Source organism: Streptomyces sp. NPDC030840 (assembly GCF_055572015.1).
The window spans coordinates 156929-179391 of sequence record NZ_JBVIEE010000019.1 but is presented as its reverse complement, the minus strand read 5'-3'; the positions used below and the strand labels follow the sequence as shown (position 1 = coordinate 179391).

At 70.4% G+C, this 22463-nt stretch carries 22 protein-coding genes and 3 pseudogenes; 13 read left to right on the top strand and 12 right to left on the bottom strand.

Going from position 1 to position 22463, the window contains the following annotated elements:
• Positions 1-379 precede the first annotated feature (379 nt).
• Complete coding sequence (locus tag ACZ49J_RS32870; RefSeq protein ID WP_467454096.1) at positions 380-568, top strand: excalibur calcium-binding domain-containing protein; 189 nt, start codon at positions 380-382, stop codon at positions 566-568.
• A 207-nt stretch (positions 569-775) separates the two neighbouring features.
• On the opposite strand, the gene ACZ49J_RS32865 is transcribed toward ACZ49J_RS32870, so the two are convergent.
• Together ACZ49J_RS32865 and ACZ49J_RS32860 are read right to left on the bottom strand one after the other, a co-directional pair.
• Positions 776-1582, bottom strand: coding sequence for a hypothetical protein (locus ACZ49J_RS32865; RefSeq protein WP_467454097.1), 807 nt, complete (start codon positions 1580-1582; stop codon positions 776-778).
• Positions 1583-1910: 328 nt separating this feature from the next.
• Complete coding sequence (locus ACZ49J_RS32860) at positions 1911-2075, bottom strand: hypothetical protein (RefSeq protein WP_467454293.1); 165 nt, start codon at positions 2073-2075, stop codon at positions 1911-1913.
• Here ACZ49J_RS32860 and ACZ49J_RS32855 point away from each other — a divergent pair.
• Positions 2005-2817, top strand: coding sequence for an amidohydrolase family protein (locus ACZ49J_RS32855; protein WP_467454279.1), 813 nt, complete (start codon positions 2005-2007; stop codon positions 2815-2817). The two genes, ACZ49J_RS32860 and ACZ49J_RS32855, sit on opposite strands and share 71 nt — an antisense overlap.
• A gap of 632 nt (positions 2818-3449) precedes the next feature.
• Here the strand turns inward: ACZ49J_RS32855 and ACZ49J_RS32850 are convergent.
• Complete coding sequence (locus ACZ49J_RS32850; protein WP_467454099.1) at positions 3450-4247, bottom strand: TnsA-like heteromeric transposase endonuclease subunit; 798 nt, start codon at positions 4245-4247, stop codon at positions 3450-3452.
• Between the two features lie 89 nt (positions 4248-4336).
• Here ACZ49J_RS32850 and ACZ49J_RS32845 point away from each other — a divergent pair.
• Together ACZ49J_RS32845 and ACZ49J_RS32840 are read left to right on the top strand one after the other, a co-directional pair.
• A pseudogene (locus ACZ49J_RS32845) lies at positions 4337-4894 on the top strand (PIN domain-containing protein); the annotation flags it as partial.
• 56 nt (positions 4895-4950) lie between these two features.
• The gene (locus ACZ49J_RS32840; RefSeq protein ID WP_467454294.1) at positions 4951-5715 is read left to right on the top strand and encodes a hypothetical protein; all 765 of its coding nucleotides are present in this window, start codon (positions 4951-4953) and stop codon (positions 5713-5715) included.
• 62 nt (positions 5716-5777) lie between these two features.
• Here ACZ49J_RS32840 and ACZ49J_RS32835 read toward each other — a convergent pair whose 3' ends face one another.
• Genes ACZ49J_RS32835 through tap form a run of 3 tightly spaced genes read right to left on the bottom strand, consistent with a single transcriptional unit; the run spans position 5778 to position 10042 of the window.
• Positions 5778-7163: a DNA-binding protein gene (locus tag ACZ49J_RS32835; RefSeq protein ID WP_467454100.1), complete on the bottom strand. Its 1386-nt coding sequence runs from the start codon at positions 7161-7163 to the stop codon at positions 5778-5780.
• A 49-nt stretch (positions 7164-7212) separates the two neighbouring features.
• A complete protein-coding gene (gene tpg, locus ACZ49J_RS32830) occupies positions 7213-7770 on the bottom strand; it encodes a telomere-protecting terminal protein Tpg (protein WP_467454101.1) in 558 nt (185 codons plus the stop codon).
• Positions 7771-7783: 13 nt separating this feature from the next.
• Positions 7784-10042, bottom strand: a complete 2259-nt coding sequence (gene tap, locus ACZ49J_RS32825) for a telomere-associated protein Tap (RefSeq protein ID WP_467454102.1) — start codon at positions 10040-10042, stop codon at positions 7784-7786.
• 190 nt (positions 10043-10232) lie between these two features.
• Here tap and ACZ49J_RS32820 point away from each other — a divergent pair, with 190 nt between their 5' ends.
• A complete protein-coding gene (locus tag ACZ49J_RS32820; protein WP_467454103.1) occupies positions 10233-12671 on the top strand; it encodes a helicase associated domain-containing protein in 2439 nt (812 codons plus the stop codon).
• A gap of 34 nt (positions 12672-12705) precedes the next feature.
• Here ACZ49J_RS32820 and ACZ49J_RS32815 read toward each other — a convergent pair whose 3' ends face one another.
• Together ACZ49J_RS32815 and ACZ49J_RS32810 are read right to left on the bottom strand one after the other, a co-directional pair.
• Positions 12706-12930 (bottom strand): 8-oxoguanine DNA glycosylase OGG fold protein, encoded by a 225-nt coding sequence (locus tag ACZ49J_RS32815; protein ID WP_467454104.1) that lies wholly within the window; start codon positions 12928-12930, stop codon positions 12706-12708.
• A gap of 31 nt (positions 12931-12961) precedes the next feature.
• A pseudogene (locus ACZ49J_RS32810) lies at positions 12962-13342 on the bottom strand (8-oxoguanine DNA glycosylase OGG fold protein); the annotation flags it as partial.
• 225 nt (positions 13343-13567) lie between these two features.
• On the opposite strand from ACZ49J_RS32810, the gene ACZ49J_RS32805 reads away from it, so the two are divergent.
• The 3 genes and pseudogenes from ACZ49J_RS32805 to ACZ49J_RS32795 all read left to right on the top strand — a co-directional run bounded on the left by ACZ49J_RS32805 (position 13568) and on the right by ACZ49J_RS32795 (position 15834).
• Complete coding sequence (locus tag ACZ49J_RS32805; protein ID WP_467454105.1) at positions 13568-13990, top strand: hypothetical protein; 423 nt, start codon at positions 13568-13570, stop codon at positions 13988-13990.
• Positions 13987-14205 (top strand): hypothetical protein, encoded by a 219-nt coding sequence (locus ACZ49J_RS32800; RefSeq protein ID WP_467454106.1) that lies wholly within the window; start codon positions 13987-13989, stop codon positions 14203-14205. Before ACZ49J_RS32805 ends, ACZ49J_RS32800 begins: the two co-directional genes overlap by 4 nt.
• 349 nt (positions 14206-14554) lie before the next feature.
• Positions 14555-15834 (top strand): annotated as a pseudogene (locus tag ACZ49J_RS32795) (IS701 family transposase).
• 392 nt (positions 15835-16226) lie between these two features.
• On the opposite strand, the gene ACZ49J_RS32790 reads toward ACZ49J_RS32795, so the two are convergent.
• The 3 genes from ACZ49J_RS32790 to ACZ49J_RS32780 are packed head-to-tail and all read right to left on the bottom strand — an operon-like array spanning position 16227 to position 17894.
• Positions 16227-16634 (bottom strand): carboxymuconolactone decarboxylase family protein, encoded by a 408-nt coding sequence (locus tag ACZ49J_RS32790; protein WP_467454108.1) that lies wholly within the window; start codon positions 16632-16634, stop codon positions 16227-16229.
• A 19-nt stretch (positions 16635-16653) separates the two neighbouring features.
• Positions 16654-17046 (bottom strand): nuclear transport factor 2 family protein, encoded by a 393-nt coding sequence (locus ACZ49J_RS32785; protein WP_467454109.1) that lies wholly within the window; start codon positions 17044-17046, stop codon positions 16654-16656.
• Positions 17047-17063: 17 nt separating this feature from the next.
• On the bottom strand, positions 17064-17894 hold the full coding sequence (locus tag ACZ49J_RS32780) for an enoyl-CoA hydratase/isomerase family protein (RefSeq protein ID WP_467454110.1): 831 nt from the start codon (positions 17892-17894) through the stop codon (positions 17064-17066).
• A 162-nt stretch (positions 17895-18056) separates the two neighbouring features.
• Here ACZ49J_RS32780 and ACZ49J_RS32775 point away from each other — a divergent pair, with 162 nt between their 5' ends.
• From ACZ49J_RS32775 to ACZ49J_RS32760, 4 genes are all read left to right on the top strand, one after another.
• Positions 18057-18902, top strand: a complete 846-nt coding sequence (locus tag ACZ49J_RS32775) for a helix-turn-helix transcriptional regulator (RefSeq protein ID WP_467454111.1) — start codon at positions 18057-18059, stop codon at positions 18900-18902.
• 287 nt (positions 18903-19189) lie between these two features.
• Positions 19190-19411: a transposase gene (locus ACZ49J_RS32770; protein ID WP_468351239.1), complete on the top strand. Its 222-nt coding sequence runs from the start codon at positions 19190-19192 to the stop codon at positions 19409-19411.
• Positions 19412-19522: 111 nt separating this feature from the next.
• Positions 19523-20038 (top strand): hypothetical protein, encoded by a 516-nt coding sequence (locus ACZ49J_RS32765; RefSeq protein ID WP_467454112.1) that lies wholly within the window; start codon positions 19523-19525, stop codon positions 20036-20038.
• 323 nt (positions 20039-20361) lie between these two features.
• Positions 20362-20550: a hypothetical protein gene (locus ACZ49J_RS32760; protein ID WP_467454113.1), complete on the top strand. Its 189-nt coding sequence runs from the start codon at positions 20362-20364 to the stop codon at positions 20548-20550.
• 8 nt (positions 20551-20558) lie between these two features.
• On the opposite strand, the gene ACZ49J_RS32755 is transcribed toward ACZ49J_RS32760, so the two are convergent.
• Complete coding sequence (locus tag ACZ49J_RS32755; protein WP_468351237.1) at positions 20559-22172, bottom strand: ISL3 family transposase; 1614 nt, start codon at positions 22170-22172, stop codon at positions 20559-20561.
• On the opposite strand from ACZ49J_RS32755, the gene ACZ49J_RS32750 reads away from it, so the two are divergent.
• Complete coding sequence (locus ACZ49J_RS32750) at positions 22126-22275, top strand: hypothetical protein (protein WP_467454295.1); 150 nt, start codon at positions 22126-22128, stop codon at positions 22273-22275. The two genes, ACZ49J_RS32755 and ACZ49J_RS32750, sit on opposite strands and share 47 nt — an antisense overlap.
• Positions 22276-22463 lie beyond the last annotated feature (188 nt).

The window sequence follows — 22463 nt, the reverse complement described above, 5'->3', positions numbered from 1 at the left end:
CCCAGGTGAGTCGATTGGAGCAGTCCTTGAGTTCCGCCTACCCCTCGAACCGTCGATCGATCCCGGTGAGGAAGGCGATGGTGCGGTACGTGGCCCCAGACGGGCGATTAAGGCACCGTCCCAAACAGAGCCTTGACTCCCACTCCTGGATACGGGTTATGCGGCTGGTGTCAGCGTAGTTGGTGTTGTTCGGGACGCTGTTTCGTAGGCGATCGGCTGCGTTGTCCGAGGCTGGGACGGCGTCGGGTGTTGTAGCGGTTCAGCCAGCGGAACGCGTCGAAGTGGAGCCACGGCGGCCAAGCCCACTCCGACCGTCACCGTTACGGCCACGGCCACGGCCACGGAGACAGCGGAGGCGAAGGTAAAGGCGGCGCCGACCGTGACGGCGACGAAGACGGTGAAGGTCACGAAGACGGTCACCGCTGAGCCCGCCGACGATGGCGGCAGCGGCGGCAGCACAGGAGGCGGCGACGTGTACTACTCGAACTGCAGCGAAGCCCGGGCCGTCGGCGCCGCACCCGTCTACCGCGGAGAGCCTGGTTACGGCAGTCACCTTGACCGTTGTTGAGGCTCTCTGAAAATCCCCACCGGCGCTCACCTCGTTCGCCAGACCTGCTCTTGTTCCCCATCCGGCGACGGGGCTGAGAGGGGCGAGGCGGGGCCGCCCGGCGCCGACGGTGCAGCATCGCCACAGCCGGGTCAAGGGCAGTCTTTGAGCGTCGCTCCGCGATGGCCCTCGGCCACCCTAGCGGCCGCCAGGCGCACACACGGCGGGTCATTCTCCTCGGATGTGCCACCTGCTGGTCCCGGGATGCCACACGAGGCGCACCCTCCCCTGGTCCGGTCTGCGAACGGTCAGCTCCTCCATGTCGAGGTAAGACAGGGCCCGCAGTGCCTCGTCCGAGGCATTCGACCACACGAAGAGGGTGATCCCTGCCTCCGCGTCGTCGGCGATGAGGAGCCCGGGTTCCTCATCGCCAGCGGCCTCTCCGACGGGTTCGCCGGCCGGTTCGATCGTCTCGGCGGCAGGTGTTGGCTGCTCGTTTCGGCGTAGCATTCGGCGGACGAGGCCCCTGACCTGCCCGTAGGCATCCTCGGCGGCCTTGGCGATGAGTGCCTGGATGAAGGGCACCACGGCAGTGGTGACCAGCGCGGTGACGGCGACCGTGGCGAGCTCCGGAGCGGCGTGGGCAATCGATTTGCCGCTGCGCTCGAGTTCCTGGGCGCGCAGATCCTCGTACGTTTTCCGCCAGGCGGCGGCCTCCTGGGGCCGGTCGAGCTTCTGCAGTACGTCGGCCAGTTGCCCGGCACCTCTCACTGAGCCTGCCTCGGCTTCTGGCCTTACGCACTCCTCCGCCTCGCTCAACCGCCCCTGCGTCATCAGCAGGTAGGAGAAGCCGGTACGCAAGAAGGACATGCCCTGGGCGATGGCCATCCGGTACCAGTGCTCAGCGTCGTCGGGCCGTTCCCGCCTCTCGGCCAACCATGCCAGGGAGGCCATCGCCCACCGATCCCCGCCCTCTACTGCGCGCCGAAGCCAGAACTCACGCTCGTCGTCACTGATACCGCTCTTCCCACCCATGGCACTCACCGCCTCGGGCCAGCCCGCCTGCGCGGCACGCCTGCACCAGTCAGCTGACCTGGCCTCATCAGATTTGCCGAGGCGAAGGCTGTGGCGAGCTGGTCGAGCAGGGGCGCTGTGGAGGGGTGGGGGCGCGATGTCACTCCGTGGCTGGCGGATAGCCGGGTGGTGCTCCTTGCGCTGGGGTGGCCGTTTGTGACGCGTAGCGACTAGGGTCGCGATAAGCGATCGCTTAGCCGCTTCCGGTCCAGTACGGCCGGCGGCGCCGGGGGAGAGGTAGGGAGCCTGTGCCGGTCATCGATGTGTGGATGCAGCACCCGACGCTCCGTCACTCGAACCACGAGATGTTCGAGTCGTTGCGCCGGTGGACGAAGCGCGGGCTGCTGGATGAGCCGTTGCCGGTCAAGGCCACGGTGGCCGCGATGACAGCGGCCAATGTCGGGATCGGGCTGTCGGCAGCCTGGTACGGGCCGCAGGGGCCGTTGATCAGCAACGACGAGGTGGCCGAGTTTGTGGCCCAGTCCGACGGACGCCTGCGCGGAGTGGCCGGCGCGGACCTCACCCGGCCAGTCCAGGCCGTGCGGGGACTGCGCCGCGCCGTGGAGGAGCTCGGCTTCGTGGCCCTGCGGATCGTGCCCTGGCTGTGGCAGCTTCCGCCCACCGACCGGCTGTACTACCCGCTGTATGCCGCCTGTGTCGACCTGGGCATCCCCTTCTGCACCCAAGTCGGCCACACTGGTCCGCTGCGCCCGTCCGAGACGGGTCGTCCGATCCCGTACATCGACCAGGTCGCCCTCGACTTCCCCGAACTGACCATCGTGTGCGGGCACATCGGCTACCCATGGACCACCGAGATGATCGCTGTGGCCGACACTCGGCCAGCAGCACCGACAGTTGGGCGGGCCCGTCCTGCTCCGGGTGCAGCACGGCGGCCGGCACGCAGCCGCTCGCCTCATCCAGCGCGGCCGTCACCGTCACCTTCACCCCGGTCCCGTCCTCGCCGACCACGCCGGCTGACAGGCGGGCGGTGGCCACCTGCACCCGCTGTGCGGGCCGCAGCGCGGCCGGCGGGCCACCGGTCCGGCCCGCCGCGGTGGCGGTGCGTGCCGGGCTGCCCGGCGGCTCGGCCGGATCCGCTAACGCCTTCACCAGCCGGTACAGCGACGAGCGGGCAGGCAGCCGCACCTGATGCGGCCCGTGGGTGTCCGCCACGATCCGCTCCGTCAGCTCGATGACGTGCCGGGTGGTGGTCTTCCTCCGCCCCCGGCACCGGCGCAGCGCCTCCAGCACGGCGGCCACCACCCGCTCGTCCGTACGCCCGGTGGGCGACGGGCCGCGCAGGTGGCGCTTGTCGACCAGCCCCCACAGCCCCTGCCTGCCGTAGACCAGCCGCATCCGCTGCACCGTGGTCCGGCTGGCCCTGGCCCAGCCCAGCCCTGCGAGCTCCTGCGCCTTGGCGTGCTCGCGCTCTGCGAGGGTGAAGCGCTGCGGGTCGTACTCGGGCCTCGGCGCGCCGCTTTGGGGGCCGCCGGGCAGCCCGGTCTCGACCTCGCGGATGTGCCGCTGCCAGGCCAGGGCCCGCTCCTGCGCCGCCAGCGGAACCGTCTCCCACAGTGCCGGGGCGACAGGCTGCGCGGCGGCCGTGCCGATCACCGAGAAGCCGGGCGCGGCCACCAGGTGCGCGGCCACGACGCAGGCGGCGGCCCCGTCATCGGCCGCCAGGTGCACCCGGCCATCGACCAGGGCGGACACCTGCCAAGTGCGGTCCTCGAACCGGACCTGCCCTCCCACCTCAACGCACCGCCCACCAGGGCCGGCTATGACCTGCCTGCTCAACTCTCCTGCTGCTCCCGGTCAACGCCTGCCGCTACCGCGTCAGGGAGATGACGGTGTGCTCGCCCAGCGGTCGCTCAAGGTCCGCGGTCAGCCGCCCGCTGCACAGCGCGTGGTAGAGCACCGGCAGCGCGGTGAGGACCTCGCCCGCCGCCGCGGCCCCGGACATCAGCGGCCGCGGGGCGGCGAACGCCTCGAGCACCGCCTGCTCAAGCCCGCCTGCGTCACGGTGGCGGGGGTGGCGGTAGCCGGCCAGCCACCGCACGTTCGCCGCCACCACCTTCTGTGGCGGCACCAGGCGCCGGTAGGTGAACCCCACCACCGCACACGCCGCGGCAAGCACCGCGGCGGCGCGCGCGGCCCGGCCTGCGCCGGGCTCACAAGTGGCGGGACAGTCGGCGAGCAGGGCGCGCCCGTCGGCGTAACGAGCGAACAGCTGGGGCACCCACGTCAGCACCCGCCTGCTGTCCGGATCACGCCAGATCAGCCGCACCGGCCGCGCCGACAACCCCACCACTTGCGGATCGCGGTCCAGGACCATCAGCTGCATGCACATCGCCTGCGAGCCGTGCATCACATGCCGCCCAGTCGTGGCCGACCACCACCAGCCCGGCCCCCACCGCCGCCCCGGCACCACCGGGAACGCCGCCACCGGCGCCAGTTGCTCGAAGCGCACCGCCACGACCGCCTCCACCCAGCGGCGCTGCACAAGCGTGCCGTCCACCCCGGTGAACTCCGCCTCCACCGTGCCGGGTTCCGGTACCCGGTAGACGCTGCCGGCGACGGCGGGTAAGTCGGCCGGCGCGCCGTCCTCGCTGCTGTCGATGATCACGTACTCCAGACAACGTCATACCGGTCGCGCCGCGCAGGCGAACCGGCCGGTAACCAGGACACGTTCTTCTCGGCTCCCGGCCCCTCGCCATGAGTGTGCCCCACGGTGCCACCTGTTGCCGCCCGTGTCAGTGCGGGTCTCTGCACCTTCCCGCCCGCCCTGCGAGCAATATGCGCGCTACGCGGGGCGGCTCTCCGCTGCACAATGAGGCATCTTCAGCCACCTGGAAGGAAGACGTGCCGCCGATGCCGCCAACGCGCATCCCTGTGGTCGCAGTGGACACCACAGAGTTCTTCACAGACCTCACCCTCTCGAAAAGTGCCTGGTCGCAGATGCGTGTCTGGGCCCTGAAGGGACATGCCGAGCTGTGGGTCCCGGAGGTCGTGATCCAAGAGGCAACGCGGCACTACCGGGGCCACCTCGACGACCATGTGAGGAAGCTGAGCGACGCCGACAACGCTCTGTACGAACTGGCCTGGGACCGGGACAGCCAGTCCTCCGTCGAGCGACGGCACGACGAAGTCGCCGCTCTTCAGAGCGGCTACGAGAAGTGGCTTCGAGCGCGGCTGGACAGGGTCGGCGCGGTCATCCTGCCCCTCCCGCGCATGTCCCACAAAGAGATCCTGGGGCGCATGCTGCGTGAGGAGAGGCCTTTCCGCGCCAGGGCGGCGGAGGGAAGAAGGGCTCGGACGGGTACCGCGACATGCTCATCTGGGCGAGCATCGCCGAGCACGGAGCCGAACACCTCGGCCCCGAGGACACGCTGTACTTCATCACCAGCAACCACAGCGACTTCTGCGAAGACCAAAAGACCGACACGGTCGCCCGTGCCCTCCTCACGGACCTCACCGGACAGCCCCCGCAGGACAAACAGGTGTACGCCATGGGCTTGCAGCCCCTAGACGGCAAGATCCCGGCCGTACAGCGCCTGGACAGGCTCGCGGACCTCGCCAAGATCCTGCCGAAGAGCGCACAGGACACCGCCGAGCTGACGTTCCAGGACCGGCTGGCGACGGATGTTCACCTGCGCACCCGCCTGCAACAGGCTGTCAAAGATGCGTGTGACGAGCTGGCCGGCAGGGAGATCGACGATGTCGACAGGGTCGAGCCGTACGGAGCCGGCTTGGACTTCGACGAACTCCGTCTCCCACTCGACGATCCACGCCTTGCGGCGATCGACGTGCAGCCGGACACCGTGCGAGCCGCTGTCTACGGAACCGACCCCGACGCCGAGCCCGTTCAGCTCCTCGCCACCGTCACCGCCGAGGCCGAAGCCCACGTGGAGGGCTTCCTCCACGTCTCCGACCACGACGAGGACTCCGACTTCTCGGTCTCCCTCGTCAACGACTACACCTACGAAGCGGAAGGCACTCGCCCGGTAGTTCTCCACTTCAACGCCCGCTTCGACCCCGACCCCGAGAACACCATCGAGCTCGACCTGGAGAAAGCCACCCCATTGGGCAACTAATGTCCGCGTAGACCGCCTACGAGACAGCCCTTCACAGCCCCACGGCACCAGCCCTCGGGGCGTCAGCCGTCGACCTGGCCCGCGGCAAGAACCTCTGCCAGCTCCTCGGCGGGCAGAGGGGACCACTGGGCCACTTCCTGAAGCGCCACGCCGGCGGCGACGGCCGCGGTGGCGGTGTGTACGAGGGCCTGGTCGATCAGGGCGGCGCTGTGGCTGAGGTGCTCCAGCAGCGTGCGGGCCACCTCGGCGGTGGTGCCGCTGTGCACACCGCGCAGCGGCGCCAGCTGTTCGCGTGCCTCGTCGACCAGCCGCGTGATGTGGAAGCGGTGTTCGGCGCTCACCGTGGCCCGCCACCGGGTGCCCGAGCCGCCCGACTGGGCCTCCGCTGCCATGACGCGCAGCTGGCCGGCCATCGTGGCGGGCTGCTGTTCCCGCTTCAGCCGCCACGGATCGCCCCACCCCGGCGGCCCCGTCTCGTGGCGGCGGGCGCGCACGAGCGCGCCCCTCCAATCGTTCAGCGGGCTGCCGTGGTCGGCCGCGAGCTCGGGTCCCAGCCAGGTGCGGCCCACCCGCTCGCCCAGCTGGCGACGGAACGCATCGTTAACGGTCCGCGCCCGCGGCTGCATCCTGCCGCTTGCCTGCCAGGCCACCTCAGCCATGGTCGGCTCCAGCAGCGCCTGCGCCACGGCCACCACCTCCGGGAAGATCGCCGCGTCCCGGCTCACGATCCGCCACCACTCAAGCTGTGATCCCGCGTTGCCGCCCGCCAGTTGGTGCAGACGGTGCGGCCAGATCTCCTCCTGCTCCCCGTACAGGGCCTGCTCCCACCAGCGGGCCACCACCGCATGCGCCACCGCGAACACCGCTTCCGGCTGCACCCCGGCCCGCACCGCACGCCGGGCCACGCCCGGCCACCGCCGCTGCGCGGCCACCACCTCCGGCAGGTGGCGCAGGTCGAGGTGTTCCAGCGGCTGGTCGGCGTCCGCGTCCAGCAGCCACCGCCCGTGCCGGACACACACCCGCTGCCAGCGCGGCAGATACCGCACCGCCCGCACGGTCTGCCCGGTGCGCCGCGCGGTGCACGACCGGCAGGCGAACGCCGCTTCTCCCGCCACCGCGCTCGCCGCCCGCCACCGCGCCTGCGCCAGGGCGGCCTCCCGCCCGGTACTGATCTTGGGGTCGTCCATGGTGAATGCGGGCAGAGCGCGCGCCGGCACCGCCGGTTCCACGCCGCACAGCTCGGCGAGCACGCGCCGCCCAGCTTCGTTGAGCACGATTTCCGCGTCGGCCCGTACGCCGCCGCCGTCGTGCCGGGTGGGGGAGTTGCGGCACGTCCATAGCCGCAGCACGCCGGCGGCGGGCAGGCCGTAGCGTTCCGCGGCCCGGTTGATCAGTGACGAGGTCAGCTCCCCGGCCGGCGGCACGGTCCGCAACACCCCTGCTGCCACAGCTCTCCTTGACTCTCTTTCCTGCTTCCTGCTCCTGCGCCCTGACCGGCTACAGCTCGAACTCGAGGTCGAGGAGGTCGGTGAGCTCCACTTCGAGGCCGTGGGCGCGGCGGCCGCTGTCGCGGAAGTAGACCTCGCCCAGGGCCTCGGCGGCGATCTGGCGGAGCTGGTCCTCGGTGAGACCGGCCTCCTGGGCCTGGAAGAGACGGGCAGCGTGGCCGGGCGGCAGCGCGAGGGTGAGGTGACGCACGCGGGCGTCGTCGGTGCTGCCGGGGGCGGCGGTGTAGCCGAACCTCGCCTGCACATCGATCATGATGCCGCCGGTGGTGGCCGCGGCTTCCTTCGCCCTGGCCCTGACCTGTGGCTGCCAGCGGACGCGGACCTCACGCTCCAGCCGGTCGGCGAGCTCGGGCCGGGGCTTTTTGATCTGGTTCTTCACATAGCGTTCGACGGTGCGCTGGCTGATGCCGAGCAGCTCGGCCACGCGCCGGGTGCTGCCGTGGTGCTGGCGGACCAGGTAACGCATCTGCGCCCCGGCCGATTTGGGAACGGGACGCGTGAACGCGCCCTGCACCGCTTTGTCGAGTTCTTCCCCGACCGTGACCATCGGCGTAACTCCCCTACTCTCCGGTGTCCTTGGCGGTGACCTCGCCGGTCTTGATGTAGCGGGCGAGATTGGCGGCCTTGCCGTCGGCGCCGAGCTGCTCGAGGACGTCCGCACCCCACAGCACGCTCTGGGTGCCCTCGTGCTTGACCATCCCGGGCGACACCCCCAGCCGGAAGCTGCCCGGCACGGTCTTGCCGTTGCTGTCGTAGGGCAGCACGTCCAGCGGGCTGGGCCCGTCGGCGGCGTACACGGCGCAGTCGGAGAGGACCGCGACTGGGTAACGGCCGGTGGCCGCCGCCAGGTGGAGCATCTTGCGGTGCATGTTGATCCGGGCCCGGGAGATGACGGTGGCGCGGATGTCCGGGCGCCACGTCGGGCGGGCGAGGGCGGGCCAGGCCTGCCCCGGCTTCCAGCCGCCGCCGCGCGCCTTCTCCTGCAGCTTGCCGATACCGCCCTTGACGGTCATCTTGACGGCGTCCACCACGAGTCCCAGCTCCGCATCCCGCTGCTTGTAGCCCTCCATAGCCTTGAGGAACTCGGCCGGGGGCAGCTTCTCCCCGACACCCAGATCCGCCATGGTGGCGACGTAGGCGTCGCGCAGCCGCTTGTACCAGCCGTCCAGGAACCGGCCGCTCTCCGGGCGTACCCACGCCTCCAGGGGCGCGACGTCGTAGCCGAGCTCGACGGCGTACGCCACGGTGGGCGTGGCGTACCAGGCGGGACCGGTGGGGCGTTCGCCGGTCGGCGTGAACGGGCTGGGCAGCAGCGCGGCGTCGAGCTCGCGCCACTGCTTGCCGGCCTTCACCCGGCCCAGGTCGACGTGGGAGAGGTCGACCAGCCAGGAACCGGGCAGGGCCGCATCGAAGGCGGGGCTGGTGACGTGCATGGGCGGCGAGGCCAGGCCGACCACGGCGCCGTTGGCGGCGGCACCGAAGGCCAGGTTCACGTCGATGCCGACCAGGTAGCGCTGCATGCACTCGGTATCGGTCAGATCCCGCGCCCAGTCGTAGGCCTCCTCGTGCAGCTTCTCGCCGGGGCCGCGCACGTGGAAGCGGGGCAGGTGGGCCAGGACGGGGTGTCCGTCGGTCGCCTCGCACGGCGGCGGGTCCACCGGCTGCGTGCCCAGTGAGCCGGGGCGGTGCTCGGCGTGCCGCTTTCCGGTGGCGTCCGGCTGGCTCGCGCGGGTCGGCGGGTTGAGCGCGGTCATCAGCTGCAGTCCCGTCACGGCGGTGGAGCCGACCGGTGTCATCACCCGCTGCGCGTACACGCCCAGCACCCGGGCGAGCTCTGCGGGTTGAAGGTGGGCGGCGTGGCCCCAGGCGCGGTCGTCGAGGGCGTGCCAGGAGGGGATGCACAGTTGTACGCACTGCCGACGGCCGCCCTGGACGGGGCGGTAGATCCGTGCCCACGGCCCGAGCCCTCGTTTGGTGAGCTGCCAGTCGGCGCGCTGCAGCTGCTTGATGACCTTGTGCCCCTCCGGCAGCCGCCCGGCAAGCCGCTCGGACTCCGACAGTGCGGCGGGCAGTCCGTAGCGTGCGCACGCCGCCTCGGTGAGCACCAGCAGCGGGTCGGCGTCCTTTGCCGAGCCGTGCAGCCTTTCCGCCCCGAGCTGCGCCTGGGTGAGCGTCCACTCCACCAGCGCGGGCAGCGACTTGGCGGGCACGTCCAGGATCAGGCCGCCGATGCCGAAGCCGGTCACGTTGCGCTCGGTGTCGGCGTCGAGGACGAGCAGCGGGCCGTGCGCGTACGGGCTGCCGGGCGTGGGCGTGCCAGCGGGAGCGGCCTTCGGCGCGCCCGGGCGGCGTGAGGTCTGCGGCGGCCGGACGGCCCGCGCCGGACGCGATGCGGCGGCCGGTGCATGAGCGGCTACGGGCGAAGCGGACGGGGCGGCGTGAGGCGTGACGGCGCCGCGCGGGGTTGCGGCCGCAGCCTCAACAGTCCCACCCGCGGGCTGGGTCTGCGCCGTGGGTGCCGGGCCGCTGTCCGTCTTCGGTGCCGGGGTGTTCTCCTGCGGGGCGGGCGTGCTCTCGGCAGGGGGGTAGAGCTGCGCGAGCTGCTTGAGCAGGCGCGCGTACGGCTCCCGCTGCGGTGGCCGCGGCTCGGTCTTGCCCGACTCCCAGGCGCTGACGGTTGCCCGCCGTACGTCCAGGGCGGCGGCCACCTCGTCCAGGGTGAGGGCGTGGGCCTGGCGCAGTCGCTTGCGCTCTGCCGGGGGCGGCAGGGGGGACCGGGACGCGACCAGCGCGTCGACCGCGTCGAACAACTCGGACATGGGATACCTCCACCCCCACCCTACCCCATGAACCGCACCTATCGCGTACGAATGACGTACTTCTAGCGTACGGATGGCGTTCGCGGGTGGTAGGGTGCTCGATCGGAGGGTGCCCTCTTCGGTGGCCTCGCCGCCTTTCCGGCCCGTCTGCTGCCCGGATGCCGCCCGCTTCGGATCGAGGAAGAGCTGTATGACTGTGGTCGAACTACCGCGGCCCGGCCGTCCCGGGAAGCCGCAGCTCTTCCCCGACCAGGCCGAGGCCGTCAAGCGGCTGGCACGGCACCTGCGGCGCGCGGGGACGCGAGGACTGTTCGTGTCGGCGACGGGCACCGGCAAGACGCTGGTGTCGATCCGGGTGGCGGACGAACTCCGCGCACGGCTGGTGCTGTTCGTAGTCCCCACCCTGGACCTGGCCGCGCAGACCGCACTGGCCTGGCGCCGCGACGGCCATGGCGAGCACATGGTGATCGTCTCCTCGCTGGACGCCGCCGGCCGCGATGACCTGGTTGCCGCGCGCGTTGGCTCGACCAGCGACCCGCTCGCGCTGGCGGCGGCGATGTCGGTAGTGGGGGAGGGGCCCGACCAAATCCAGGCTTTGACGGTGATCTGCACCTACGACTCCCTGGACAAGATCGAGCAAACCCAGAGCAGCGGGTACGCGGTGCCGCCGTTCGACCTGGCGGTCATGGACGAGGCACACCGCATCGCGGGCCGCGCCGACAAAAAGTGGGCCATCGCCAATGACGCGAAGCGGATCCGCGCGGACCGCCGCCTCTACATGACCGCCACCCCCCGCATCTTCGGCGCCCCCGAGCTGGCGGAATCCGCCGACATCACCCGCCCCCGCCGCCGGCGCCCGCAGGGCCCGGAGCTGGACGCGTTCGCCAACTCCATGGACAACGAGGCCGTGTACGGCAAGAAGGTCTTCGAGTACCCGCTCGCGCAAGCGGTGGAAGACGGACGGGCTGCGGACTACCGCATCGTGGTGCCGACCCTCACCGACGCCGACCTGCGCCGCCGCCTGAACCTGACTGCCCCCGGCACCACTCCCGCTCGCGGGGAGGGCGGCGGCGAGGAGACGGACGGCGCACTGCGCACCACCGCCCTGCATCTGGCCGTCCTGCGCGCGATGACCGAACACGGCCTGAAGAAGGTGCTGGTCTACTTCAACCTCGTCTCCGACGCTCGTCGCTTCGCCCGCGAACTCCCGCATACCCTGCGCCTGCTTGCCAGGACCGATCCCAGCCTGTGCCCGGACATCACCCCGCGCCTGTTCTTTGCCCACGGTGAGCACACTCCCGCCCAGCGCGCCGAGACCTTCGCCCATTTCGCGGCCGCCGACTGCGCGGTCCTGGCCAATGCCCGCCTGATCGCCGAAGGAGTCGACATCCCCAGCGTGGATGCCGTCGTCTTCGCCGACCCCACACGCAGTGTCATCCGCTGTGTCCAGGCTCTTGGCCGCGCCCTGCGCCTGGACGTCTCCGGCAAGACCGCCTCACTGATCGTCCCCGTCTACGTCCCGCCCGGCGCCGACGGCGAGAACATCCTCGGCACCGCCTACGAACCCGTCTGGGCGATCGCCTGCGCACTGGCCAGCCACGACCACCGCATCCTCGAACGCCTCCCGGACAAGGCCAACCGCCTTCCCCGCGAGACCAGCGACGTCATCGAACGCCGCTGGCACTTCGACTTCACCGTCCACCCCGAGCGCATCGCCCGCGCCATGGACCTGGCCTGGTTCGACCCCCGCAACCCGGCCGTCTCCCGCTCCCGCCGCCTCGGGCTCGCTGCCGCCCAGTCCTACCGCGACCAGTACGGCCACCTCGACGTCCCCGCCGACTACACCGACCCCACCGGCTACGCGCTGGGCACCTTCGTCACCACCATGCGCGACGCCCGCACCGCAGGCCGACTGGAAGCCGACTGGATCGCCGAACTCGACGCGCTCGGCATGATCTGGGACAAGCACGACGCCGCCTGGCGCGCCCGCCTGGCCGCCGCAGCCGAGTACCACCGCATGCACGGCCACCTCGCTGCCCCCGCCACCACCCCCGTCGGCGCGTGGCTGGCCGAGCAGCGCCACCTCGCCGCCAAGAACACGCTCGATCAGACCCGCGCCGACACGCTGACCGCCCTCGCCCCCGACTGGCGCCTGCCCCACGGCGCCGACTGGCACCGCAAGTACCACCTGCTGCGCGCCCACCTCGCCGACGGGGCCGACCCGGCCACGCTCACCCCGGGCACCCTCCTGGCCGGGGTGAAGATCGGCTCCTGGCTGCACCGCCAGCTGGCCACCTGGCAGACCCTCCACCCCGGCCAGCACCACCTGATGAGGTCTCTCGGCCTGACTCCCGAAAGCAATCCGCTCATCCCCGCCCGCCGCACCCGCCGCACCTTCGCGCAGACCGTCCAGCTCCTGGAACTCTTCCTGCACCGCGAAGGCCGCGCCCCCGCCGCCCGCGAGACCATCCGCGTCGACGGTGAGAGCGTCAAGATCGGAGCCTGGCTCGCCAAGGCCCGCACCAAGCACCGCACCGGCCAGCTCCCCGACGCGCACGTGCGCCTGGTCGCCGCGCTGTTCGACGGCGACTGGACCGATGAGGGCGCCACCCCGGCCGTACTCGCGTAACCGCCGTCCCCCAAGCGGCCCGCCCGCCGTGCCGTCAGCCCGATGCCTCCCACGCCATGCTGAACAGTGCGCACTCGAGCAGGTCGGGGCCTGCACCGGAGGGCCAGCCGGCGCCTGTGGCCAGCTGGCGGGCGGCGGCGTGCAGGAAGGAGAGGTAGATCCCGTAGCGGTGGGGCGACCAGTTCCCGTCCGCCCACACCCAGGCGGCGATGGAGCCGTCCAGGTCGTGGCCGCTCTCTCGGCCGGCCGCAGCGGCCATCGACCGCAGGCCCGGGTGAGCCGTGCTCGCGCAGCGCGGTGACCGCACACGCCAGCGCCGCATCCAGGCCCTCGACGGCCAGGATCTTTCCCAGGGTGGCCGGTCCGCTGCCGCCGGGGGTGCCCCGCTTGCCCTTACCCCACACGTAGGTCGCGACCAGGGCCTCCCTGAAGGCCTTACGCCGCAGCGCGTCGGCGACGGCCGAGGCCACCTCCGCCCGGCTGATTGCGGCATCACCGCCGGCGGAGGTGAGGGTCAGCACCGACGGCCACGGAGCGGTCTGCGCCCACCGGCTGGGGGTGTAGCGGACCGTGTGCGCACCCGGCGTGCCGTCCGCGTAGACCAGCGCGTTCTCCTTCCACCAGCGGCCCAGCGCCCGCACGGCGGCATCGGGCAGCAGGCGTGCGGCCATTTCCCGGTCCACCGCGTCGGCGCGATCTTGTCTGTTCACCCCTCCACCCCCAGGACGCCTCCCCTGACAGGCCGCCAGCCGCGCCGCTGTCTGTGCCAGGCGCTGGTCCAGCGGCGCCCGCTTCCCGCGTGGTCGGCCCCCGGCCCCGGCTCACCAGTGTCCTTTACGGGAGCGGTCTGGAAGAACCTCATTGCGCTAGAAGCATTTTTTGCGATTGTCGTAAACATGGATTTGATCGGTGACCTCGCAGCCATCCGCGTCCCCCTGCCGCAGCCCGGTGACGTCACGCCGGAGGAGCTCTACCCCGACGCTTTCGAAGAGGCCGAACAGGCCCGTGAGAACTACGCGTTCGCCCTCGAAGCCCAGTGCGGCAGCCTGCGGGAAGACCCCCTGCTGATCGCTCTCGGCAACGCCCGCGCCGCCCGCGAGGCCGCCGACACAGAGATCCGCCATCTCCTCGCCTACGGCCGGGAGTTCCACGGCGACCGCCCCTACAAGCTCGAACCCCTCGCCCAGGCCAGCGGCATGACGCCCTCCGGAATCCGCACCGCCTACGGCAGCAGCGAGATCGAGGCCGTCGCCCGCGAGATCGGCCGCACGCCCGACAGCCGCCGCGCCCGCCCCCCGGCCGCACCGGAGCCCTCATGACCCACCCCCGCCGCGCGCCCGCGGCGCCGCAGGCTTGCACCTGCCTGCCCCCGTGGCCCGCCCTGACCACCGTCATCGAGGGCACTGCTCATACGGTCGTGCCCGCGCCCGCCCACACCCCCGCCTCCGCCCTCTACCTCGCCCACTGCACCGGATGCGGCGCCGCCTACACCGGCCCGTGGAAACGGCTGACCTCCACATCCCGCGCCGCATGAGGACACCGCGCGTGGCAGAGGGGCACAACCTGCCTACGGCTGCGCCCTGTTGGGGCGGCCCGCTACCGCCCCCCGTCTGAGCGCACGGCCCTTGACCGGGCCGGGAGAGGGCCAGGGCGGAGGCGACCAGTGAAGCGCAAGGCAGTGCTGAGCGCGGGAGTCGGGGCGTGCCGCCGTGACCGTAGCGGGACGGACCTGGGCCGGTGAGGCACCCGCGCTGCGCGCCGAGGCCGCCACCACGGGCAGCTGCAGCAGAAGCTGTGCGGTCAGCCTGGTGGCAGGCGATTGGCCTCTAGTAGGACTCCGTTAGGTCTTCCCGTCGGCCTTGTTCGGGAGCATGTTGGGTGGGGTGGACGCTCATGAAGTGAACCGTGTCCGGGCGAAGTTGGCGTTGTTCGTGGCGGATGTGTTCGCCTCGGTGCCGCGCAAGGACCAGCGGGCCAAGGGCGACTGCTACCTGCGCGGACTGATGCTGGACGGCCGCCGCAAGTCCATTCAGGCCATGGCCTCGCGATTACCGGACGGCAACGAACAGAACCTGCAGCAGTTCGTGAACCAGTCCACTGGGATCCGGTGCCGGTGCAGCGGCGGCTCTGTGAGCGGATGCTGCCGCTGATCGATCTGGCGGCCTGGGTGATCGATGACGTGTCGGTGCCCAAGGACGGCCGGATGTCGGCCGGCGTGGCTCCGCAGTACTGCGGAGCCTTGGGAAAGAGGGCGAACTGCCAGGTCGCGGTCAGCGTCCACGCCGTGACCGATACCGCGTCCTGCCCGCTGCAATGGCGCCTGTTCCTGCCCAAGGAGTGGGCATCGGACACCGCTCGCCGGGCCCTCGCCCGCATCCCAGCGGATGTCACGCACCGCGAGAAGTGGCGCCTCGCCCTGGACATGCTCGACACGCTCGCAGGCTGGGGCATGAAGCCTCCGGTCGTGGTGGCCGACGCCGCCTACGGCACCAACGCTCACCTGCGGAGCGCGCTGTCCGAGCGCGGACTTGCCTACGTCCTGGCCGTCCGCTCGGACGTGAGCGCCCACCCCTTCGAGACGAAGCCCGTCGCTCCGGCCCGCAAAGGGGCCATCGGCTGCTGGCCCCAGCCCCGCTACCGGCAGACCGCACCGTCGGTGGCAGCCCTGTCCGCCGGCCTCAAGCCGGAGGCATTCACCCCGCTCACCTGGCGGCACGGCTCGAGAGGCGAGTTACGCTCCCGCTTCGCCGCCGTGCGCGTGCGACCGGCCGGCAAAGCAGTCGAGCGCCCCATCAAAGCCGCGGCCTCGGCCGAACAAGGCTGGTGGGACGGTGTCCTGCCCGACTGCTGGCTGCTGATCGAGTGGCCCGCCGATGCCGAAGCACCGACCGATTACTGGCTGTCCAACCTGCCGGCCGACACCCCGATCGCCGACCTGGGCCGTCTGGCCAAGGTCCGCTGGCGCATTGAGCACGACTACCGCGAACTCAAGCACGGCCTGGGCATGGACCACTTCGAGGGCCGCTCCTGGCCCGGCTGGCACCACCACGTCACCCTCGTAACCGCCGCCCACGCCTTCCTCACTGAACAGCGCCTGGCCCCAAAAGTGCCCGGACCGGTCTCACCCTCTACCAAGTCCTCGACGCCCTCCAGGGCGTCCTGAGGTGCTGGACCGGCGTCTGCACCACCTGCCACCAACCCCTGCCCAGCGGGTCGCACTCAAGGCCAAGATCGAGACGGACCTAACGGAGTCCTACTAGGGGCTGTCCACCCAAGAGATCTACCGAGGGTTGTCGGTCAACCTGAAAGCGGTTGGCCATGAAGGTCCCCTCGTGGGCTCGGCTCAGCTGGCCCGGCCTCGCCGTTCTGTCAGGAAGCCGGCGAGGCGGGCGGGGCGGCGACCGTCGGGCTTTCGCCCCGACGGCAGTGGCGCGCATTTCGGTACCTGTCGAATCCGTTCTGCGCGATGCGGGGGTGCGACCATTGACGAGGAGAGCCCCGGGCCGACGCGCCCCGAGAGCGCACGGTCAGAGATCGGGCACTGCGCGCAGGACCTCAGAAAGACGCGCGGGATGCGAGCAGCTCGGCCACCGCCTGGGAGGCCTGAATGGCGCGGGGGAATCCGCCGGGGATGGTGGTGAGGTAGACGATCTCCTTCAACTCCTCCTCCGTCGCACCCGCGTTCAGTGCGTAACCTCCGTGGATCTTGATGAAGTCGCCGAGGCCGAGGGCTGCGAAAGCCGCGACGAGAGCCAGCTGGCGGGTGCGCACGTCCAGGACGTCCCGGGCGAAGAGCTCGCCCACGGCGTAGGAGTTGACGGCGTGGGACAGGAAGGGGAAGTCGCGGTCGAGCGCGTCCAACGAGGCTGGCCGCTGCCCTCCGCTCAGCGTCTGGACGATCTCCTCGCCGCGCCGGCGCCGGGCGGCCGTCGTCTCGTTCGCATCGATGCTGTTCGCTGCCATGGGTGGGTTCCTTTCAGAATCAGACCGCGCGAGGCCGGTCGAGGTAATCGTGGGCCTGGACGATCAGTCCGTCCCGGACCCGCCAGACGAAGCACGCGGCCATCTCGAAGCGCCCGTCGGGACCCGTACCGTCGTACACGAACTCGGCGACGACGACTTCCGGGTCCGTCGTGTCGTGGAAGACGACACCACGAGCCCTGAGCTTCAAGCCGCTGTGCTTGAAGTGGTCGAAGTGACGGCGCAGGGCCTCACGGCCGACGAGCCGCCTCGACTCGTCACGGGCGAAGGGGTGAATGACGAGGGTGTCCTCGGCGTACAGCTCGTGCAGAGCCTCCCAGCGGTCGACGCTGACGTCGTCCACCAGCTGGGTGAGTACGTCACGTGGAGTGCGGCTCGCGGGGGTGTTGCTCATGTCCTCTCCTACCTCGATCAGGAACCGAGCTGCTCAAGCGCAGCGGTGAACTGCTCCCGCTCGAATGTCTCCTCCTGGGCGCCGAGCTCCAGCAGCAGACGCATCCGGCGCTGGGCCTCGCCCCCGACGAGCGTCTGGTGCAGAGTGTGCGTCTCTTCGAGCAGGCCCAGCTGGATCGGCAGCTCCGCGGCGTCCACGGCCACCTTGTTCAGCGCGATCGCCGGGCCGGGGAACGACGCGATGCGCGCGGCCAGCCGGTCGACGAAGCCCCACATCTCCTCGGCGGGCAGGGCGCGGTTGACGATGCCGTACCTCTCCGCGAGATCGGCGTCGAACTCGTCGCACCCGAGGATCATCTCCAGAGCGCGCGAACGCCCGAGCAGCCGCGGCAGCCGCTGGGTTCCTGTGGCCCCCGGCAGAACGCCCACCGCCACCTCGAACTGGCTCAGCACGGCCCGGCCGCGCGTGGCGAACGCCATGTCGCAGGAGGTGAGGAGCTCAGTGCCGGCGCCGGACGCTCGCCCCTCAATCACCCCGATCGTCGCCTGGGGAAGAGTGCGCAGATCTTCGAAGAGGGTCTGCAGCGCACCAAGCTTCGTCGGCTTGGGCGGGATCTCGTCCACGGGGTCGAGGAAAAGGTTGAGATCGGCGTGACCGATGAAGAAGTCCGGGTTGGCGCTGGAGAAGACGACCACGCGGATGTCACGGCTCTCGGCGAGCTGAGACAGCAGACGACGGAAGTCGCTGATCACCGTCGGATCGAACAGATTGATCGGAGGATTGTTGAACGTCACCCGGGCTACGCCCTGCTTCACGGTGACGTCGAGAGTGCTGAACTCCCACGTCATGGGTTCCTCGCTTCGGTGTCGGATCACGGCACGCGCCGAACCGGCGGTTGGCGCGCTCGTGATGTCGACTCTCACAGCTGTGCTGAAGTGCAACCAGACCGGACCGTGAGGGGGAGTCACACACCCAGGCACCCGAGAGCGGCATGACCTAACGTGCAGGGCATGACTGATCGTAGGAACGGGGCATCGGGCCTCGGCGCCTTCCTGCGCGCAGCGCGGGCGCGGGTCGATCCGGACCGCGTCGGAATGCCCAGCTCGGGTGTCCGCCGGGTGCCAGGTCTGCGCCGAGAAGAAGTGGCGGTGCTCGCCGGCGTCAGCGCCAACTACTACACACGGCTGGAGCAGGGACGCGAACGGCACCCGTCCCTCCAGGTTCTCGACGCCCTGTGCCGGGCACTCGACCTCGACCGGGACGCCCGCGAGTATCTGCAGCGCATGGCAGGGGCGACACCACCCCAGCGCGGTTCTCAGCAGATGGTCGTGCGGCCCGATGTACGTGAACTCATAGAGGAGTGGACGACCACTCCGGCCATGGTCTTCAGCGAGACCCTGGACGTCCTGGCGGGCAACCGCCTCGCTGTGGCAATGCACGCGGGATTCGAAGATCCCACGAACATCGCCCTCATGACGTTCGCCGACCCTGCGGGGGCCACCTTCTACACGGACTGGCACGAAGCAGCCCTGGCCGTCGTCGCGCGGCTGCGCTTCGCCCAGGGCCGCCGTCCCCACGACCCGCGGCTGCTGGGACTCGTGAAGCGCTTGTCTGCCGAAAGTGCGTATTTTCGAGAGCTCTGGGACACCTACGAGGTGCGGGGGCGGACCTACGAGGCGAAGCGTTTCCAACACCCCGTCGTCGGAGCTCTGGAACTGACCTACCAGGCCTTTGACGTCCGGGGCTCCGACGGTCAGCAGCTCGTGGTCTACCGAGCTGCGCGCGGCAGTCGTACCGAGGCCTCGCTCAGCCTGCTGGCCAGCCTCTCGGCGCCGTACGCCGCGGCGGGCGAGTAGCGGCACATTCATCCGGTTCGCGACCGAGGCTTCACACAGGGTCACCTCCTGCCTCGGAGGCCTCGACGCCGCCTGCGCCAGCCCCGCCGGACCCCACAGCCGCCCCCGGCACCGCCGACCGCGCGGCAAGTCACCGGCTGGCTCACCCGTCGGCCGAGCTCGCTCTCCGAGGACGAACACCAGCGACTCAAAACGGTCCTGGACACCTGCCCCGAGCTGGCCATCGCGTACCAACTCGTCCGTGACTTCGGTGACATGCTCACCCAGCAGACCGGCGCGGCGTCCTCCTGCCCTCCTGGATCGACAAGACCCTCACGGCCAACCTGCCCGGCCTGACCGGCTTCGCCCGCGGGCTCACCAATGATCTCGACGCCGTCACCGCCGGGCTCACCCTCCGCTGGAGCTCGGGCGGCACCGAGGGCGCCGTGAACCGCATCAAAAAGATCAAGAGGCAGCTGTATGGGCGCGCCGAATTCGAACTCTTCCGGAAGATGATCCTGCTCGCGTGACCCGCCGCTACGGCTGCCTGCGCCGGCGCAGGCTGGGCATTGTCACCGGAGGTTGGTCACCAGTAGGTTCGAGCCGCTGACGTTCGAGCGACAGAGGATGCGGGGCCTCGGGTGGCACTGCTGGACACACTGGTGACAACGGCCGCCGGGGCGCTGTCCGCCACGATCGGGGTCCTGGTCGGGGGCATCGTCACACACCGTGCCCAGGACCGTCAGTGGCTGCGGGACAAGCAGCTGATCGCCTACGAGGAACTGATCAGCCACTACGCCAAGTTCACGATGACCATCAGCCGTGCCCATGCCGACCGGCAGGGCTGGGACTACGACTGGAGCGAGTGGAGCGCAGCCCTGACCCGTGCCGGCCTGGTCGCCCCCGCTGACGTCGCCGGGGAGATCGACAACTTCGGCAAGGCCATCAACGTGCTCCTGAACCAGGTGGCGCGTGACCCGGCACGCGACCCGTTGCACAATCCGTTGAGCGTGGAGGAGTTCGCCCAGGCCAGTAGAGCGCCCGCCCAAGCGCAGGTGCAGTTGGTCAACGCCATACGACGGTCATTGGGCAAAGACCAAAAGGCACTGCCCTTCTGGATAGGCGGATCCCTCACGGGCAGTCCCGACGACACCTGATAGACGAGGCACGGCCGGGAAGCCCATCCACCGCCCACGATCGCACGGCGCATCCCGGCGCTCATCAAGGAATCGAACACGCCCTTCACCGACCGTGACGGCTTCCCGTGATCGCTGCCAGAGCCCTGAGGGGGTCTGGCACAAGTTCCGTGAGCCGGTTGCTGACCGTGACGTCAGTGGCATGTGTTGAGATGACGGGACTCTGTTCGCCGACTTGCTGGGAGATCGTCTCGATGCCTGGTGCGTACCCCTCCTTGACGCGAGCTCTGGCCGAGGCTCTGGTCGATGTCCTCTGGTTCGTCGAAGGCTGTGAAGACGAGCAAATGGATCCAGACGACGCCGTCAAGGTCCTGGAGGGCGTCGCTCACGTCGTGAGCAAGCTGTCGCGTGAGCAGCAGGACGAGTTCCTCGGCCTCCTCGCCACCATGGCCCGCGAGGAGTCTGATCCGTCGCGGCGAGCGTTTCTGGAGGAGTTCCCGGTGGGCTTCGGACTGGTGGAGGACGCGGTCTGACCGCAGCCTCAGGAGAGCAGGACCCGTTTACGCAGCAGGCCGAAGCCGGCACGGCCGAACATCTGCCTCTTGAGCATCTTGATCCGGTTGACTGCTCCTTCGACCGGGCCGGAGTTCCAGTCGGTGGTCAGTCCCGCGGTCACCGCGTCAAGATCGCTGTTCAGGCCGGCGGCGAAGCTGCTGACGCCGGGCAGGTTGGCGTCGGTGGCCTCGGTGATCCACTCGGGCAGGCGGTCGCCGCTGAGGGTGGTGAGCATCTCCGCGAACGAGCTGGTCAGCTCTGCGGCGGAGGCAAGCTTCGGGCAGCGGTCGAGTACGGCCTTGCGGTGCAGCTTCTCCTCTTCGGTCAAGGTGGCGGGATGCCGGGTGAGCCAGCCGGTCACCTGTCGTATCGACAGTGGTGGTGGGGCGGCCGTGAAGCCTTCCTGCTGCGGCAGGTCGCGGCGGATCCAGTCGCGGACGGTGGAGTAGTGGCCGCGGAAGCCGCGTGCGGTGCTCTCCCGGTGGAGACCGAGGATGGTCACGTGCCCGTCGGTCTCGGCCCAACGGTCGGCCAGGTAGGGCTTGAACGGGTCGAGTTTGCTGGGGAGTTGCCGTTCGCGGCCCTTGACCATGTCCTGCCAGCGGGCGGCACGGGCGTACCGCTGGACGGTGTGCCGTCCCCAGCCCAAGTGGTGGGCGATGCCCCGCAGGCTCATGCCTTGGGCGAGGAGGTCGTGGACGAGGGTGTGGTGGGCGCGGGCCCGTTCGGCGAACTTGCCGGTCGGGTCATCCGTTTCGGCCTCCTGGCCGGGTGCCGCCTCGGCGGGTGTCTCCCATGCGGGCTCGGGTTCTGGGCTGGGCGGCGGTAGGTCGCGCAGGCAGGAGCGGTGGTCGGCGACGGTTTTCTCGACTGCGGTGGCGATGTTCTGCCAGAGGTGGAACCGGTCGGCGACCTGCAGGGCCTGCGGTGCGGCGGTGTCGGCGGCCTCGGCGTAGGCGCCGGCGCGGTCGCGGCAGATGACCTCGATTCCGGGGTGGGCTGCGAGCCACGGGGCGAGGGTGGCCGCGTCGCGTTCGGGCAGCAGGTCGAGGACCTGATGGGTCTCGGCGTCGATCACGACCGTTCCGTAGACGTGGCCACGCCGGAGCGCGAAGTCGTCCACGCCGACGGCGCGGGGCTGCGTCGCTATCGGGTCCGGCAGGTCCATCACCCGTCGCAGCAGCGTGGTGCGGCTGGTCGCGATGCCCATGACCTGGGCGAGGCGGGCACCGGCCCGGCCCGCCAGGGCCAGCCCGATCGCACTCATCGCCTGGCGCAGCCGCTCGGTGACCCGGCCGTGGCGGCGGGTCAGTCCCGGCACCTGCTCCACGAATGTCCGTCGGCCGCAGGCCGAGGCCGTGCAGAAGAACCGCCGGACCCGCAACGCGAGCTGTGCTCGTCGCCCGGCAGCTGGCAGATCTGCCGGAAATCGCAGGTAGGAACTGTGGACCCGTTCCGTCCAGTGGGCGCAGTCGGGACAGGCGGCCCCGGCGGGCGTGCACCGGGCCTCGACTCGTATCGCCTCGCCGTGCGCATCTACGGCCACGACGGCGATGCCGGGGGCCGACGGGAACAACAGCTCCTGGAGCCAGGACAACACCTCGTTCACGGTCACCGAATGTCGGCCGCGTCACCCGCACAAGGAACGATTTCAGGGCGACTTCCGCACCCACCACAAGAAGATCAACAACTACAACGCGTGACCGGCTCACGGAACTTGTGCCAGACCCCGAATCAGAGCGTTAAAGCCAGACCAGAGAGCCCACTTGCCGATTTCCCACGTCCGCCGGGATTCAGGGCCTCACAGGTGTTCGTTTTGGTGCCGGGCCATCTGAGGCGGCGGGAACAGGTACGTTTCGCGGGGCAAGGCGCCGGCGGGAGTGCTCCCAGG